The sequence below is a fragment of the Bordetella genomosp. 1 genome (assembly GCF_002261335.1).
Classification (GTDB): Bacteria; Pseudomonadota; Gammaproteobacteria; order Burkholderiales; family Burkholderiaceae_B; genus Bordetella.
This window is the reverse complement of the sequence record NZ_NEVL01000003.1, coordinates 801,911-815,489: the sequence shown is the minus strand read 5'-3', so window position 1 is coordinate 815,489 and position 13,579 is coordinate 801,911. Positions and strand designations below refer to the sequence as shown.

The following is a 13,579-nucleotide window of genomic DNA, read 5'->3' as shown; positions in this document are numbered from 1 at the left end:
GGGAAGAAGGTTTCCGTAACCAAACATGCCCGCCGTCACGCCCGGGTAATACAGGGACGAACCAAGGACGAGACACCGGGGGCGGCCCTCGGGCGCGACCGCAAAGAGGCGATGCGGGGGCCGGCATCCCGGGCGGCGCGCAAATCCGGCCCGGCGGTGCGTGGACAACCGCCGGCAGGCGCCTGGCACCGCGCCGGCATGGGCGCCTGGCCCCGCCCGGGCGCGATGGGCATAAGGCAGGGCGACGGCACCGCGCTCGTCTGGTGCGGTGGTCATTATATGAACGTTCGGCGCCATGGAAAAACGGGCGGCCAGGGGCCGCCCGCCTGGACACCGCGGGCGCGCGCTCAGCGCGGCTTGAGGTGGCTGGTGAGGAATTTTTCCATGGCCTCGTAGAACGCGAACTTGTTTTCGTCGTTGTGGAAGCCGTGGCCTTCGTTTTCCTTGACCATGTATTCGACCTCGACGCCGCGCTTTCTCAGGGCCTCGACGACCTGGTCGCTTTCGGCCTTGTTGACGCGCGGATCCTTGGCGCCCTGGGCGATGAACAGCGGGGTCTTGATGCGGTCGACGTGCAGGGCCGGCGAGGTGGCGGTGAGGCGCTCGCGGTCGCGCTCGGGATCGCCCACCATGTCCTGCATCTTCTCGAGCATGGGCTTCCAGTAGGGCGGGATGGTGTTCATGAAGGTGAACAGGTTGGACACCCCGACGTAGTCGACCGCGGCGGCGTAGAGGTCGGGCGTGAAGGCCACGCCGGCCAGCGTGGCATAGCCGCCGTAGCTCGCGCCATAGATCGCGACCCGCTTGGGATCGGCGATGCCCTGGTCGACCAGCCACTTCACGCCATCGGTGATGTCGTCCTGCATGGCCAGGCCCCATTGGCCGAAGCCGGCCTCCCAGAACTTGCGGCCATAGCCGGTGGAGCCGCGGAAATTCATCTGGAGCACGCAGAAGCCGCGGTTGGCGAGGAACTGCACCTCGGGGTTGTAGCCCCAGCCGTCGCGCGCCCACGGGCCGCCATGCGGATTGACGATGCAGGGCAGGTTGCGCGCCTCGCGCCCGACCGGCAGCGTGAGGTAGCCGTGGATCGTGAGGCCGTCGCGCGAGGTGTAGCTCACGGGCTTGACCGGCGCCATGTCGGCCTCGGGCAGGGACGGGTTGATGTCGGCCAGCTTGGTGAGGGTGTCGGTGCGCGCGCTGTAGAGGTAGCGCGAGCCGGGCGTGCGGTCGTTGTAGGCGGCCACGATGAAGGTGTCTTCGTCGCGGTTCCAGCCCTGCAGGGAGAGGTCGTAGCCGGGCAGGTGCTGCTTGAGCTTGGCGTACAGCGCCTGGGTGGCGTCGTCGAAGAACTTGTATTGCGGCTTGTCGGTCTGGTAGGCCGCCATCGTGAGGACGCGGCGCTTGCGCGAGTAGCCGGCGCCGTCGAGGTCGACCTCGGTGGGCTCGTAGACCAGCTCTTCGGCCTCGGGCTTGGCGGGGTCGAGCACCACCAGCGCGAGCTTGTCGCGGCCGCGGTTCGAGAGCGCGTACATCTTGCGGTCGTCGAACGTGAAGAAGACCGGGCTGACGCTGCTGCGGTAGTCGGTGGTGACGAGCGGACGGAAGGGCGCGGCCTCGTCGTCGCGGTAGAGCAGGGTGGTGTTCAGGCCGTCGCTGGTGACCGCGGCGCGCACCTTGCCGGCATGGTCGGTCTGCCAGCCGACGATGTTGCCGGGGTTTTGCGCGACCAGCACGGCGGCGCCGGTGCGCACGTTGACGCGATAGACGTCGAAGACCTGCGGGTCGCGGTGATTGTGGCTGATCAGCACGTGTTCGGGATCATCGGGCAGGTCGTCGGTAATCTCGGCGCGGGCGCCGTCATAGGGGGTGAGGTCGGTGACCTGGCCGGTCTTGGCGTTGACCGCGACGACGTGGAAGTTTTCGTCGCCGCCGAAGTCTTTCTGGTAGAGCAGGATGTCGGAGCCCTTCCAGAAGTAGCCGCCGATGTCGCGCGCGCTCTCGCTGGTGAGCTTGCGCGGCTCGCCGTCGGGCTTGCCGCCGACCAGGGGCTGGACGTAGATGTTCATGCGCGGCGGGCTGCCGTCGATGCTGACCGGCTGCATGAAGCCGAGGGTGCGGCCGTCGTCGGCGAGGCGGAACGCGCCGCGCTCGGGATTGCGGAAGAAATCCTTCAGCGGATAGGCACGCGGCGGCTGGGCGGCCGCGCCGAGCGTGGTGCCGATCAGGCTGGCCGCCAGCATCGTGCGCTTCATGAAATTGAGCAAGAGAGCCTCCGGTGGATGCAGGGGCGGCGCGCTTGCCGTGATGGCCTCGGACGCGCCGCAACGCAGGCGGCGCGAGGCCAGGCAGGACACGGGTTGCGCGGGTCTGGCCAGGCAGGCGCACCGCCCCGGAAAGCCGGCGCTTGGGGCGCCGAGGGTGGGTCGATCATGCCATAGCGCCGCCGGCGGTGTCGAACAATGTAAAGATGCGGGATAATCGCGGCCAAGCCTATGGAGGAATCATGATCAAAGCGATTGCGGCCGCGCTCGCGCTCACGGCCACGCTGGCCGGTTGCGCCGTCGGTACCGCGCCCGGCGCGGGCGCCGTCAACGGTGACTACAAGATCCCGGTGTATTACGTCGACGGCTATCGCGCGGCGATCGCGCAGGCCGAGCGCTGCCTCGTGGGGCAGGGCGGCTACCGGGTGCTGCACGAGATCGACGAGGGCCAGCGCAAGGCGGTGGTGCGCGTGGTCGCGCCCCTGGGCGACGGCGAGATGGCGAGCGTGACGCTCGCCGGCATCGACGCAAAGAATTCGAACGTGCGCATCTCGATGTGGGGCAACAGCATCTGGAACCAGGATGCGTTGCGCGCCATGCGCGAGGCCATCACCTACAACCTGCCCTCGTGCACGGCCTTCATGCCGGGCGATCCGCAGCCGACCGAAGAGGTCTGGCGGCGGCCCGCGCCGCGCTGAGCGCGCTCAGTCCGTGCCGGGCCGCCGGCGCACCACCTTGAAGGTGGCGCTGGCCTTGCACACCAGCTCGCCGTCGGCGCCCCGGATCTCGCCTTCGCAGAACGCGATGGACAGGCCGCGGCGCAGGCAGCGCGCCTCGATGATCAGGTCGCCGCGTCCCGGCGACAGAAAACTCGTGGTCATGTCGATCGTCGCCATGCCGATGTCGGTGTCATGGCCGCGCGCGGCCGCGCTCAGCGTGAAGTCGAGCACGCTCATCAGCGTGCCGCCGTGCACGTCGCCGCGGCTGTTGGTCAGGTCGACGCGCCAGGGCAGGCGGCAGCGTGCGACGCCTTCTCCGGCGGATTCGGGCACCAGGCCCAGCAGCTGCATGAACGGGATCTGGAAGCCGAAGTAGTCGGTCGGCGCGGTCGCGGAAGTCTCGGGGCTGTTTTTGTCGGTCATCGCAAGGGACGCGTGCCGGGCGGGCGCGCGGGGAACGGTTTGCTGCAAAGCAGCGACTGTACTGCAATCTCGGGCGGAATCCCGGTCCGCGGGGCCGGCGGCGACCGGTGACCGGACGCCGCGTAAGCCACACGCCCGCCGTCGGCGTGCCGAAAACGCGGCCCCCTCGCGCGCACTTTCGTCCGACGCGGCATAATGGCGATACCGTATATATATCCAGTAGTCTGCCGCCCGGCCGGCGCCCCGTTGCCCCGTCATGTCCCACCCGACCCGCAAGATCGTGCACATCGACATGGACGCCTTCTACGCGTCGGTCGAGCAGCGCGACCAGCCCGAATTGCGCGGCCAGCCCGTGATCGTGGCCTGGACCGGCGCCCGTTCGGTGGTCTGCGCGGCCTCGTACGAGGCGCGCGTGTTCGGGGTGCATTCGGCGATGGCGGTGGCGCGGGCCCAGCGGCTCTGTCCGCAGGCGGTCTACGTGCCGCCGGATTTCAGCCGCTACAAGGCCGTGTCGGCGCAGGTGCGGGAGATTTTCTCGCGCCACACCGACCTGATCGAGCCGCTCTCGCTCGACGAGGCCTACCTCGACGTGACGCACAACAAGCTCGGCCTGCCCTCGGCGACCGAGGTGGCCGAGGTGATCCGGCGCCAGATCCGGGCCGAGACCGGCCTGACCGCGTCGGCCGGCGTGGCGCCCAACAAGTTCCTGGCCAAGATCGCCTCCGACTGGAACAAGCCGGACGGGCTGTGCGTGATCCGGCCGGCCCAGGTGCTGGGTTTTCTGCAGGCCCTGCCGGTGCGCAAGGTGCCGGGCGTGGGCAAGGTGATGCAGGGCAAGCTCGAAGCGCTGGGCATCGCCACGGTGGGCGATCTGGCGCGCCATGCGCGCGCCGACCTGGAGCACCACTTCGGCCGGTATGGCGGGCGCCTGCATGAGCTGGCACACGGGGTGGACGAGCGCGAGGTGCAGCCGGACCAGCCGCTGCAGCAGGTGTCGGCGGAGACCACCTTCGAATCCGACCTGCGCATCCACGAGCTCGACGCGGCGCTGGAGCGGCTCTCGGCCAAGGTCTGGGAGCAGGCGCTGCGCAAGGCGCGTATCGGACGCACGGTGGTGCTCAAGCTCAAGACCGACCGCTTCCGCATCCTCACCCGCAGCCTGACCCTGCCGATGCCGCCCGCCACGGCGGCGCAACTGGCGCTGATCGCGCGGCAGCTGTGCGAGCGGGTCGAGCTGCCGGCGCACACGCGCTACCGGCTGGTCGGCGTGGGCATGAGCAATTTCGCCGATCCGGCCGAGCTGGCGGTGCAGCCCGATCTGTTCGGCGGCGAGTTCTGAGGGGCGGGGAGGGGACGGCCGGCGGGACGCCGGCCGGCACGCGCCGGGACGCACGCCCGGCGGTGGCGCGCGCCGGGCGCGGGCCCGGGCGCGGCGGCGATCAGAGACGCGACTTGACCTGGCCCGAGAGCTGCGACATGTCGGCGCGGCCGGCCAGCTTCTGCTTCAGGATGGCCATGACCTTGCCCATGGCGGGCGCGCCGGTCACGCCCTGCGCCGCCACTTCGGCGACGGCCGCGGCGATGGTCGCCTCGACTTCCTCGGCGCTGGCGGCCTGCGGCAGGAACTCCTGCAGCACCACCACCTCGGCCTTTTCCTGCTCGGCGGTCTCGGTGCGGCCGGCCTGTTCGAAGGCGGCGATGGATTCGCGGCGCTGCTTGACCTGCTTTTCGATGATGGCGGTGATCTCGGCATCCTCGAGTTCGCGGCGGTCGTCGACCTCTTTCTGCTTCACGGCGGCCAGCAGGAAGCGCAGCGTGGCGAGGCGGGCGCTGTCCTTGGCGCGCATCGCGTCCTTCATGGCGTTCGACAGGCGGGTCTTGAGCGATTCGGTGCTCATGGCAAATCCTAAAAGGTTACGTCCAAAGGCGGTGTTTTAACCGGCCCACGGCCAGGCTCGCAAGTCGAGCGCGCCCTCGTCGGATTTAAAGATGTAGAATAAATGCATCTTTAACACCGGGCGGCTGGCCCGGCCAGGAGTCGATGCATGTTGAGCGAACACATCCGCGCGCAGGTCAAGGGGACCGCGCCCATTCTGCAGGCCCACGGAGAGGCGCTCACGCGCCACTTCTACGCGCGCATGTTCCGCGAGAATCCCGAGTTGCTGCAGGTCTTCAACCTGGGCCACCAGCAGGGCGGCCGCCAGCAGCAGGCGCTGGCCGGCGCGCTCGCCGCCTATGCGGTGCACATCGACGATCCCGCGGTGCTGGGCCCGGTGATCGAACGCGTCACGCACAAGCACGTGAGCCTGGGCATCCGGCCCGAGCATTACGCGATCGTGGGCAAGCATCTGCTGGCCTCGATCGGCGAGGTGCTGGGCGATGCGGCCTCCGAGGATCTGATCGCGGCCTGGGCCGCGGCCTACACGCAGCTGGCCGACGCGCTCATCGCACAGGAGGCCGCGCTCTACGCCCGGGCCGCGAGCCAGCCCGGCGGCTGGACCGGCTGGCGCGGCTTCAGGATCGTGGGCAAGGTGCCCGAGTCGAGCGAGATCACCTCGTTCTACCTCGCCCCGGCCGACGGCGGCGCGGTGCCCGACTTCAAGCCGGGTCAATATGTGTCGGTGCGGGTGCACGTGCCGGCGCTCGGCATGATGCAGCCGCGCCAGTACAGCCTGTCGGACGCCGCCGGCCAGGGCCGCCTGCGGATCTCGGTCAAGCGCGAACGCGGCGCGGCGGGCAGCCCCGACGGCATGGTGTCCGGCGTGCTGCACGCGCAGTTCGACGAGGGCGACGTGCTCGACGTGGCGCCGCCGCAGGGCGATTTCTTCCTCGACGAGTCGAAGGCTTCGCCGGTGGTGCTGATCAGCGGCGGCGTGGGCATCACGCCGATGCTGGCCATGGCCAAGACCCTGGCCGCGCGCGGATCGGCCCGTACCGTTCATTTCGTGCACGCGTGTCGCGACGCGGCGGCGCACGCGATGCGCGAGGAGGTGGACGCGCTGGTGGCGCGCCATCCGGCCATGCGCAAATGGATCCATTACGAAACGGTGGGGGCGGCCGACCGCGAGGGCGTGCACTACGACCGCGCCGGCCGCATCGATCTGGCCGCCCTCAAAGACGACGTGCTGCTGCCCGACGCCGACTATTACCTGTGCGGCCCGCTGCCGTTCATGCAGGCCCAGCACGCCTCGCTGCTGGCGCTGGGCGTGCCGCCCGCGCGCATCCATGCCGAGGTGTTCGGCACGGGCGGCACCGGCCTGTGAGGCAGGGCGGACGGCCAGCGGTGTATGCTTGCCGCTGGCCGTCTGGCCAGGACTGTCCACCATGCAACTGAACCGATTCACCGATTTCGGCCTGCGGGTCATGATGTACCTGACCCAGTGCCGCGACCGGGCCCAGCCCGTGACGATCCCCGAGATCGCCGAGCGCTTCCAGATCTCGCGCAACCACCTCGTCAAGGTGGTGCATTTCCTCTCGCAACAGGGGCTGGTTGCCGCCACGCGCGGCAAGGGCGGCGGGCTCGCGCTGGCGCGGCCGGCCGAAAGCTATCGGGTCGGGGAGCTGGTGCGCCTGCTCGAACACCAGGGCACGCTGGTCGATTGCGCCGACCCGCCCTGTGCGCTCAATGGCGCCTGCCGGCTGGCGGGCGCGCTCGACGAGGCGCTGCGCGTGTTCTATGCCGAGCTCGATCGGCACACGCTGGCCGAACTGGTGCGCCAGCCCACCGGCGCCGCCATCATCAAGCTGCACGGCCGCGCGGCCTGAATGGCCGCGCGCCGGCGCGCACGTTCTCAGAGCAGGGCAAACTCGCGGCGGATGTCGCCGACGAGGTTTTTCACCCAAGTGTTGTACGCGGGGTGGATCAGCGGACGCGCGGCGTCTTCGCGGTTGGGACCATAGCCGAGGTTGGTGCTGGCGAGGTACGTGATGTCGAAGGTGCCGTCGGCTACGCGGATCTGGACGTCGAGCGTGTGCTTGCGGATGGTCAGGTGCGCGCGGTACGTGCCGTCGGCGTTCGGGGTCACGACCCAGTCGCGCACCATGCCGGCGCGCTTGAGCGCCACCTGAATCTGCTCCGGGCTCGGCGGTTTGCCGCTGGCCGTCTCGATGCGGTTGCCCACGAAGGAATCCATCGGCACCGACGGACGGGCGGCGTGTGCGGCGTTGAACGCGCACAACAGCGCGGCCAGGGCCAGGAAGGTGCGCAGCAACGCGGCGTTCATGCGGGTGAGCGTCATGGTGATCGCCTCACTTGCCCACGCGCACCAGGTCGCCCTTGAGCGCAACGCCCGCCATGATGGCGCCGACGTGGCATTCGAAGTCGGTCTTGCTGGTGTATTCGTTCTTGCGGAAGTAGCTGACGATGTTCGTGACGGCGTTGGCGCCGGCCTTGTTGGCGGCTTCCTGGAGCTGGATCAGCGCGGATTGCGCGGTCCAGACGCAGACTTCCTCGTCCTTCTTGGCGAACGCGTTGCTCTTCTTGTTGGTGACCGCGCCGGCCTGCAGGATCTTGCCCTTGGGACCGGTGCCGGCCAGGTAGAACTTGACGCTGCCGTCGAGCTTGCCGGACGCGGTGGCGGCATCGATCGCCTGCTGCAGCGGCAGGTGGACGATGGTATCGGCGGCCTGGGCGCCGGTGGCGGCCACGGCGAGCGCCACGGCGGCGCCGGCCTGGGCAAAGCGAACACGGGTCATACGCACGGTGTCTTTCCTTGGGTTGGGAGTCGATCGAAGACGCGGGCCGCTCAGGGCCAGCGTCGGAAAACCAGCGAGGTGTTGATGCCGCCGAAGGCGAAGTTGTTGTTCATCACGTATTCGAGGTCGGCGTGGCGCGCCTCGCCCGTGATGTAGTCCAGCTCGCCGCACTGCGGATCGACCTCGGTCAGATTGAGGGTGGGCGAATAGCGGCCGCGCTTGAGCATCTCGACGCTGAACCACGATTCGAGCGCGCCGCAGGCGCCGAGCGTGTGGCCGAGGTAGCTCTTGTGCGAGCTGATCATCACGCCCGGGCCGAAGAGGTCGTGGGTGGCCTGGGTCTCGGCGATGTCGCCGTGTTCGGTGGCCGTGCCATGGCCGTTGACGTAGCCCACCGCGTCCGGCGCCAGGCCGGCGTCGTCGAGCGCCTGCGCCATCGCGATGCGCATGGTGGTCGCCTCGGGCCGGGTGATGTGGGTGCCGTCGGAATTGCTGCCGAAGCCCACCAGCTCGGCGTGGATGCGGGCGCCGCGCGCCTGGGCGTGCGACAGGGATTCGAGCACCAGCATGCCGGCGCCTTCGCCGATCACCAGGCCGTCGCGGGCGCGGTCGTAGGGGCGCGGCGTGAGTTCGGGCGTGCCGTTCTTCTGGCTGGTGGCGTAGAGCGCATCGAACACGATGGCCTCGCTCGGGCACAGCTCCTCGGCGCCGCCGGCCAGCATCAGGGCCTGACGGCCGTAGCGGATCGCCTCGAAGGCATAGCCGATGCCCTGGCTGCCCGAGGTGCAGGCGCTCGAGGTGGGAATCACGCGGCCCTTGAGGCCGAAGAAAATGCCGATGTTGGCCGCGGTCGTGTGCGGCATCATGCGCACGTACGAGTTGGCGTTCAGGTCGTCGGTGATGCCGTTGAGCAGCATGTTGCCAAACGCCCGGATCTCGGCCGTGCTGCCGGTGGACGAGCCGCAGGCCACGCCCATGCGGCCGTCGGCGATGGCGGGATCGCCGAGCAGGCCGGCATCGGCCAGTGCGCGCTCCGCGGCATACACCGCGAGCTGCGAGACCCGGCCCATGCTGCGCAGCTGCTTGCGGGTCCAGTGCGACGGCACCGTGAACGCGGGCAGGGGCGCGGCGAGGCGGGTGTTCAGTTCGGCATAGCGGTCCCAGTCGGGCATGACCCGCACCGCGTTGCGGCCGGTGTCGATCGCGGCCTCGATCTGCAGCCAGTCGTTGCCCAGGGCGCACAGGCCGCCCATGCCGGTGATGACGACGCGTTCCATCAGCACAGCCCCCCGTTGACGGCCAGCACCTGGCGCGTGATGTAGCCGGCCGGCGGCGACATCAGGAACACCACGGCCGCCGCCACTTCCTCGGGCGTGCCCATGCGCTGCGCCGGCACCATCTTGAGGATTTCCTCGACCGGCACGTGCTCGTCGATCATGTCGGTGTCGATCAGGCCGGGGGCGACGCAGTTCACCGTGATCTGGCGCTTGGCGAGCTCGACCGCGAGCGCCTTGGCCGCGCCGATCAGGCCGGCCTTGGAGGCGCTGTAGTTGACCTGGCCGCGGTTGCCGGTGATGCCGGACACCGATGCCATGCAGACGATGCGGCCGCTGGCGCGGCGCCGGATCATGGGCATCACGACCGGGTGCAGCACGTTGTAGAAGCCGTCGAGATTGGTGCGCAGCACGCTGTCCCAGTCTTCGTCGGTGAGGGCGGGGAAGGCGGCATCGCGGGTGAGGCCGGCGTTGAGCACCACGCCGAAGTAGGCGCCGTGGGCCGCGATGTCGGCCTCCAGCGCCGCACGGGCGGCGGCGCGGTCGCTCACGTCGAACTGCAGCACGCGCGCGTCGCGGCCCAGGTCGCGCACCGCCTGGGCGGTGGCCTCGGCCTGGTCGCGCTGGCCGCGGCAGTGGATGACGAGATCGTGGCCGGCCTCGGCCAGGGCCAGCGCGATGGCGCGACCGATGCCGCGGCTCGAGCCGGTGACGAGGGTGAAAGAACGGGTCATGGGATCAATGCGGTTGCGAGCCCTGGCTGGCCAGGGGCTCCTGTACAAAAGTATTAACGTCACGCGGACGGTAAACGTTAAGCCGGGCGACGGCGATCTCGGCGCCGTCGCGGAAAATCCGGCATTCGAACACGCCCATGCCGGAGTCGTCCTGGAGGCTGCGCACGACCTCGATGTCGAGCACCATGCCGGCCGTGAAGGCCGCCAGCGTGCATTCGTAGCGGCGCGTGCCGAGCAGGAAACCGAGCTCGACCGGCTGGTTGGCCGCGCGCGCCTGGCAGCCGGCCCACGCGGCGACGGCCTGCGCCATGAATTCCAGCCCCAGCCAGTTGGGCAGCGTGCCGTCCTCGAGATGGAACGGTCCGCTCGCGCGCACCACGGCGCGCGCCCGCAGGCTCTCGGCGTCGAAGCCGAGCACCTCGTCGAGCAGGATCACGTCGCCGGCGTGCGGCACGAGGTCGGCGATCGGCCAGTGCGTCATGATGCGGCTCCGAGGATCAGGCTGGTGTTGTTGCCGCCGAACGCGAACGAGTTGCTCATGGCGACGCGGCGGCGGCCCGCGGCGTAGTGCTGGGTGCCGTCGCAGAAGTCGAGCCGGGGCAGCTGCGGATCGGGCACGCCGTCCCAGGCGTGGCGCGGCAGCGCGGCGCCGCGGCTGGCGCCGTCGAGCGTCAGCCAGGCGAAGGCGGCCTCGAGTGCGCCGGCCGCACCCAGGGTGTGGCCGGTCATGCCTTTGGTCGAGGCGCACGGCACGCCGGCGGGAAACAGCGCGTGGGTGGCCAGGCTCTCCATCGCATCGTTGAGCGCGGTGCCGGTGCCATGCAGATTGACCCAGCCGATCGCCGCCGCATCGAGGCGCGCGTCGTCCAGGGCGGCCTGCATGGCCCGGCGCGCGCCGGCGCCAGAGGGCTCGGGCGCCGACATGTGCCAGGCATCGGAGCTGCCGGCGCCGCCGAGCAGCGCGACCTCGCCGTCGGCGCCGCGATGCATCAGGAACAGCACGGCGGCCTCGCCGATGTTGATGCCGCGCCGATTGGCCGAGAACGGCAGGCAACGGTCTTCGGAGATGGCCTCGAGCGCGGCGAAGCCGTTGATCGTGAGCTTGCAGAGCGAGTCGGCGCCGCCGCAGATCACCGCGTCGCACACCCCCATCTGCAGCAGGCGGCGCGCGGACAGCAGTGCGCGCGCGCTCGAGGTGCAGGCGGTCGACAGGGTGTAGGCGGGGCCCGCGGTGCCGAGCCAGGCCGACAGGAACTCGGCGGGTGCGTTGAGTGCCTGGCGGCGGTAGTCATGGCCCGCGGGCCAGGCGCCGCCGGCGGCCAGGGCGGCGAAGGCGGCGGCGTTGTCGTTGACGCTGGAGGTGCTGGTGCCGAGCACGATGCCGATGCGCGCCGGACCATGGCGCGCGATCGCCGCGCGCAGGCCCGGTTCGATCTGCTGCGCGGCCGCTAGCAGCAGCTGGTTGTTGCGGCTGTGCAGATGGGCGGGCAGGGCGGCGGGGATGGCGGGCAGGACGGCGTCCACCGGCGCCAGCGTGACGCTGCGGTTCGCGACCCAGCCCTCGGCGCGGCGCAGGCCGTCCGTCGTGCCGGCCTGCAGGCGCGCGCGCACGCTCGCCGTGTCGGCGCCCAGCGCGCACACCACGCCCGGCGCATCGAGCCAGCAGACGTCGTTCATGGCTTTTCCTTCAGCGGCGCCACCACGTAGCGCGTGCCGTCGTCGAGCAGCAGCTGCAGATCGCCGTTGGGCAGCGTGTTGACGGTCAGGATGGGCCGGCCGTCGGCCGTGAGCACGCGGCTGCGGTCGCGCAGCTTCAGATTCGCCTCGCCGTAGCGGCTGGCCAGTTCGGCCTGGGGCGTCCAGGCGAAGATCAGCGCGGCGAACAGCGCCCGGGCCGAGTCGTTGGGCGGCAGGAAGCCGTCGTTGCGCCACTGGCCGTTCTCGAGGATCTGGCGCGCGCGCGGGGCGCCCAGCGGATCGAACAGCGACCAGCGCGTGCCGCGGCCCTCGGGCTGCACCACCAGCATGGTGTCGGCGGCCGGCTCGCCGGGCCGCTCCTGCACAACGTGCAGCATGCGCGGCGTGGTCAGCACGGTGGATTCGCGCGGCACCGGCACGCGGGCGGCGCAGCCGGCCAGCAGCGCGCAGGCGAGTGCCAGCGCCGCGGCGCGGCGGCGCGACGGGCGTCGGGAGGCGGAGGAACGTCGCATGGTCGGGCTCAGGCGGCGGTGGCCGCGGCGCGGGCGGCCGCGCCCTGGCAGAACTCGGCCAGGGTGTCGAGGCGGCGGCGCGAATCCGCGACGTAGGGGTTGGCCTGGTCCCAGGCATAGCCGGCCAGGATCGAGCTGATCATGGCGCGGATCGCGGGCTGCGGCTGCTCGTAGAACACCACGTCCTGGAACTTGCCCTCGTACCAGCCCTGCACATAGGTGCGGAAGGTCTCCACGCCGACCATCAGGGGCGCCGCGAAGTCCTGTTGCCAGTCGACCGTTGCGCCGCCGAGCTGGCGGTGCAGCGCGTCGGCGGCGAGCTTGGACGAGCGCAGCGCGATGGTCACGCCGGAGGAGAACACCGGATCGAGGAACTCGGCGGCGTTGCCGAGCAGGGCGAAGCCGGGGCCGTGCAGCGAGCGCACGCTGGCGGCATAGCCGCCGATCGTGTTGGCGGGCGTGTCCCAGCGGGCGTTGCGCAGCAGCCGCCGCAGGTTGGGCGCGGCCTCGCACATGTTGCGCAGGGTATCCATCAGCGGCTCGTCGGCACCGCCGTAGAGATCGGCGCCGCCCACCACGCCGATCGAGCAGCGGCCGTTGGAGAACGGAATCAGCCAGTACCAGATGCTGGGGATCTTCGGGTGCACGCTGATCAGGATCTTGTCGCGGTCGAACTGCGGGTCGTCGATGCGGTCTTCGATGTGGGTGAACACGGCCTTGCGCGGCGGCATCGAGGAGGGCTGCTCCAGGTCGCACAGACGCGCCAGCACCCGGCCGTAGCCGCTGGCGTCGAGCACGAAGTGGCTCGTGACGCGGTAGGCCGAGCCGTCGGCGGCGCGCACGTCGAGCACCGGCCGGTCGCCGCTGAAATCGGCGGCCGTGACCTCCTGCTCGTAGCGCACCTCGACGCCCTGGCGCTCGGCCTCATCGGCCAGCACCTTGTCGAACTGGGCCCGCTGGACCTGGAACGTGGTGCCCGGGCCGGCCGTGAACTTGTCGCGGAAATCGAAGTAGGTGTAGGCATCGCCGCAGGCGAAGGCGGCGCCGTTCTTGACCTGGAAGCCGGCCGCGCGCACCGCGTCCATCATGCCGGCCTCCTCGATGAATTCGAGGCAATGCGCCAGCAGGCTTTCGCCAATCGAGAAGCGGGGGAAACGCTGGCGTTCGAGCATCAGGACGTCGTGGCCGCGGCGCTTGAGCAGCGCGGCGGCCACGGCGCCGGCGGGGCCGGCACCGATCACGACGACTTGACGGTGTTCCATC

Annotated in this window: 15 protein-coding genes; 4 read left to right on the top strand and 11 right to left on the bottom strand. The window is 70.2% G+C overall.

Annotated elements, in window-relative coordinates:
• Positions 1 to 347 precede the first annotated feature (347 nt).
• Positions 348 to 2,264, bottom strand: a complete 1,917-nt coding sequence (locus tag CEG14_RS12095) for an alpha/beta hydrolase family protein (protein WP_094826599.1) — start codon at positions 2,262 to 2,264, stop codon at positions 348 to 350.
• A 239-nt stretch (positions 2,265 to 2,503) separates the two neighbouring features.
• On the opposite strand from CEG14_RS12095, the gene CEG14_RS12090 reads away from it, so the two are divergent.
• Complete coding sequence (locus tag CEG14_RS12090) at positions 2,504 to 2,959, top strand: BPTD_2524 family lipoprotein (RefSeq protein WP_094826598.1); 456 nt, start codon at positions 2,504 to 2,506, stop codon at positions 2,957 to 2,959.
• 6 nt (positions 2,960 to 2,965) lie between these two features.
• Here the strand turns inward: CEG14_RS12090 and CEG14_RS12085 are convergent, their stop codons facing one another.
• Positions 2,966 to 3,403, bottom strand: a complete 438-nt coding sequence (locus tag CEG14_RS12085; protein ID WP_094826597.1) for a PaaI family thioesterase — start codon at positions 3,401 to 3,403, stop codon at positions 2,966 to 2,968.
• 256 nt (positions 3,404 to 3,659) lie between these two features.
• Here CEG14_RS12085 and dinB point away from each other — a divergent pair, with 256 nt between their 5' ends.
• The gene (gene dinB / locus CEG14_RS12080) at positions 3,660 to 4,742 is read left to right on the top strand and encodes a DNA polymerase IV (RefSeq protein WP_094826596.1); all 1,083 of its coding nucleotides are present in this window, start codon (positions 3,660 to 3,662) and stop codon (positions 4,740 to 4,742) included.
• Between the two features lie 100 nt (positions 4,743 to 4,842).
• Here the strand turns inward: dinB and CEG14_RS12075 are convergent, their stop codons facing one another.
• A complete protein-coding gene (locus tag CEG14_RS12075) occupies positions 4,843 to 5,301 on the bottom strand; it encodes a GatB/YqeY domain-containing protein (RefSeq protein ID WP_094826595.1) in 459 nt (152 codons plus the stop codon).
• A gap of 147 nt (positions 5,302 to 5,448) precedes the next feature.
• On the opposite strand from CEG14_RS12075, the gene hmpA reads away from it, so the two are divergent.
• Both hmpA and CEG14_RS12065 read left to right on the top strand, forming a co-directional pair.
• Positions 5,449 to 6,666 (top strand): NO-inducible flavohemoprotein, encoded by a 1,218-nt coding sequence (gene hmpA / locus CEG14_RS12070; RefSeq protein WP_094826594.1) that lies wholly within the window; start codon positions 5,449 to 5,451, stop codon positions 6,664 to 6,666.
• A 61-nt stretch (positions 6,667 to 6,727) separates the two neighbouring features.
• Entirely contained in the window at positions 6,728 to 7,168 is a 441-nt protein-coding gene (locus tag CEG14_RS12065; RefSeq protein ID WP_176461480.1) for an Rrf2 family transcriptional regulator, read from the top strand.
• Between the two features lie 26 nt (positions 7,169 to 7,194).
• On the opposite strand, the gene CEG14_RS12060 is transcribed toward CEG14_RS12065, so the two are convergent.
• The 8 genes from CEG14_RS12060 to CEG14_RS12025 are packed head-to-tail and all read right to left on the bottom strand — an operon-like array spanning position 7,195 to position 13,578.
• Positions 7,195 to 7,641 carry a hypothetical protein gene (locus tag CEG14_RS12060; RefSeq protein WP_094826592.1) on the bottom strand — a complete coding sequence of 149 codons (447 nt, stop codon included), beginning with the start codon at positions 7,639 to 7,641 and terminating at the stop codon, positions 7,195 to 7,197.
• A gap of 10 nt (positions 7,642 to 7,651) precedes the next feature.
• The gene (locus CEG14_RS12055) at positions 7,652 to 8,098 is read right to left on the bottom strand and encodes an excinuclease (protein ID WP_176461479.1); all 447 of its coding nucleotides are present in this window, start codon (positions 8,096 to 8,098) and stop codon (positions 7,652 to 7,654) included.
• 50 nt (positions 8,099 to 8,148) lie between these two features.
• Entirely contained in the window at positions 8,149 to 9,375 is a 1,227-nt protein-coding gene (locus CEG14_RS12050; protein ID WP_094826591.1) for a beta-ketoacyl-ACP synthase, read from the bottom strand.
• Positions 9,375 to 10,106: a 3-oxoacyl-ACP reductase FabG gene (fabG, locus tag CEG14_RS12045; protein ID WP_094826590.1), complete on the bottom strand. Its 732-nt coding sequence runs from the start codon at positions 10,104 to 10,106 to the stop codon at positions 9,375 to 9,377. Before fabG ends, CEG14_RS12050 begins: the two co-directional genes overlap by 1 nt.
• A 4-nt stretch (positions 10,107 to 10,110) precedes the next feature.
• Entirely contained in the window at positions 10,111 to 10,587 is a 477-nt protein-coding gene (locus CEG14_RS12040; protein WP_094826589.1) for an ApeP family dehydratase, read from the bottom strand.
• Positions 10,584 to 11,783, bottom strand: a complete 1,200-nt coding sequence (locus CEG14_RS12035) for a beta-ketoacyl-ACP synthase (protein ID WP_094826588.1) — start codon at positions 11,781 to 11,783, stop codon at positions 10,584 to 10,586. The genes CEG14_RS12040 and CEG14_RS12035 overlap by 4 nt, the downstream gene beginning before the upstream one ends.
• Entirely contained in the window at positions 11,780 to 12,316 is a 537-nt protein-coding gene (locus tag CEG14_RS12030; protein ID WP_094826587.1) for a hypothetical protein, read from the bottom strand. The genes CEG14_RS12035 and CEG14_RS12030 overlap by 4 nt, the downstream gene beginning before the upstream one ends.
• A gap of 8 nt (positions 12,317 to 12,324) precedes the next feature.
• Positions 12,325 to 13,578, bottom strand: a complete 1,254-nt coding sequence (locus tag CEG14_RS12025; protein WP_094826586.1) for an NAD(P)/FAD-dependent oxidoreductase — start codon at positions 13,576 to 13,578, stop codon at positions 12,325 to 12,327.
• Between the last annotated feature and the right edge of the window lies 1 nt (position 13,579).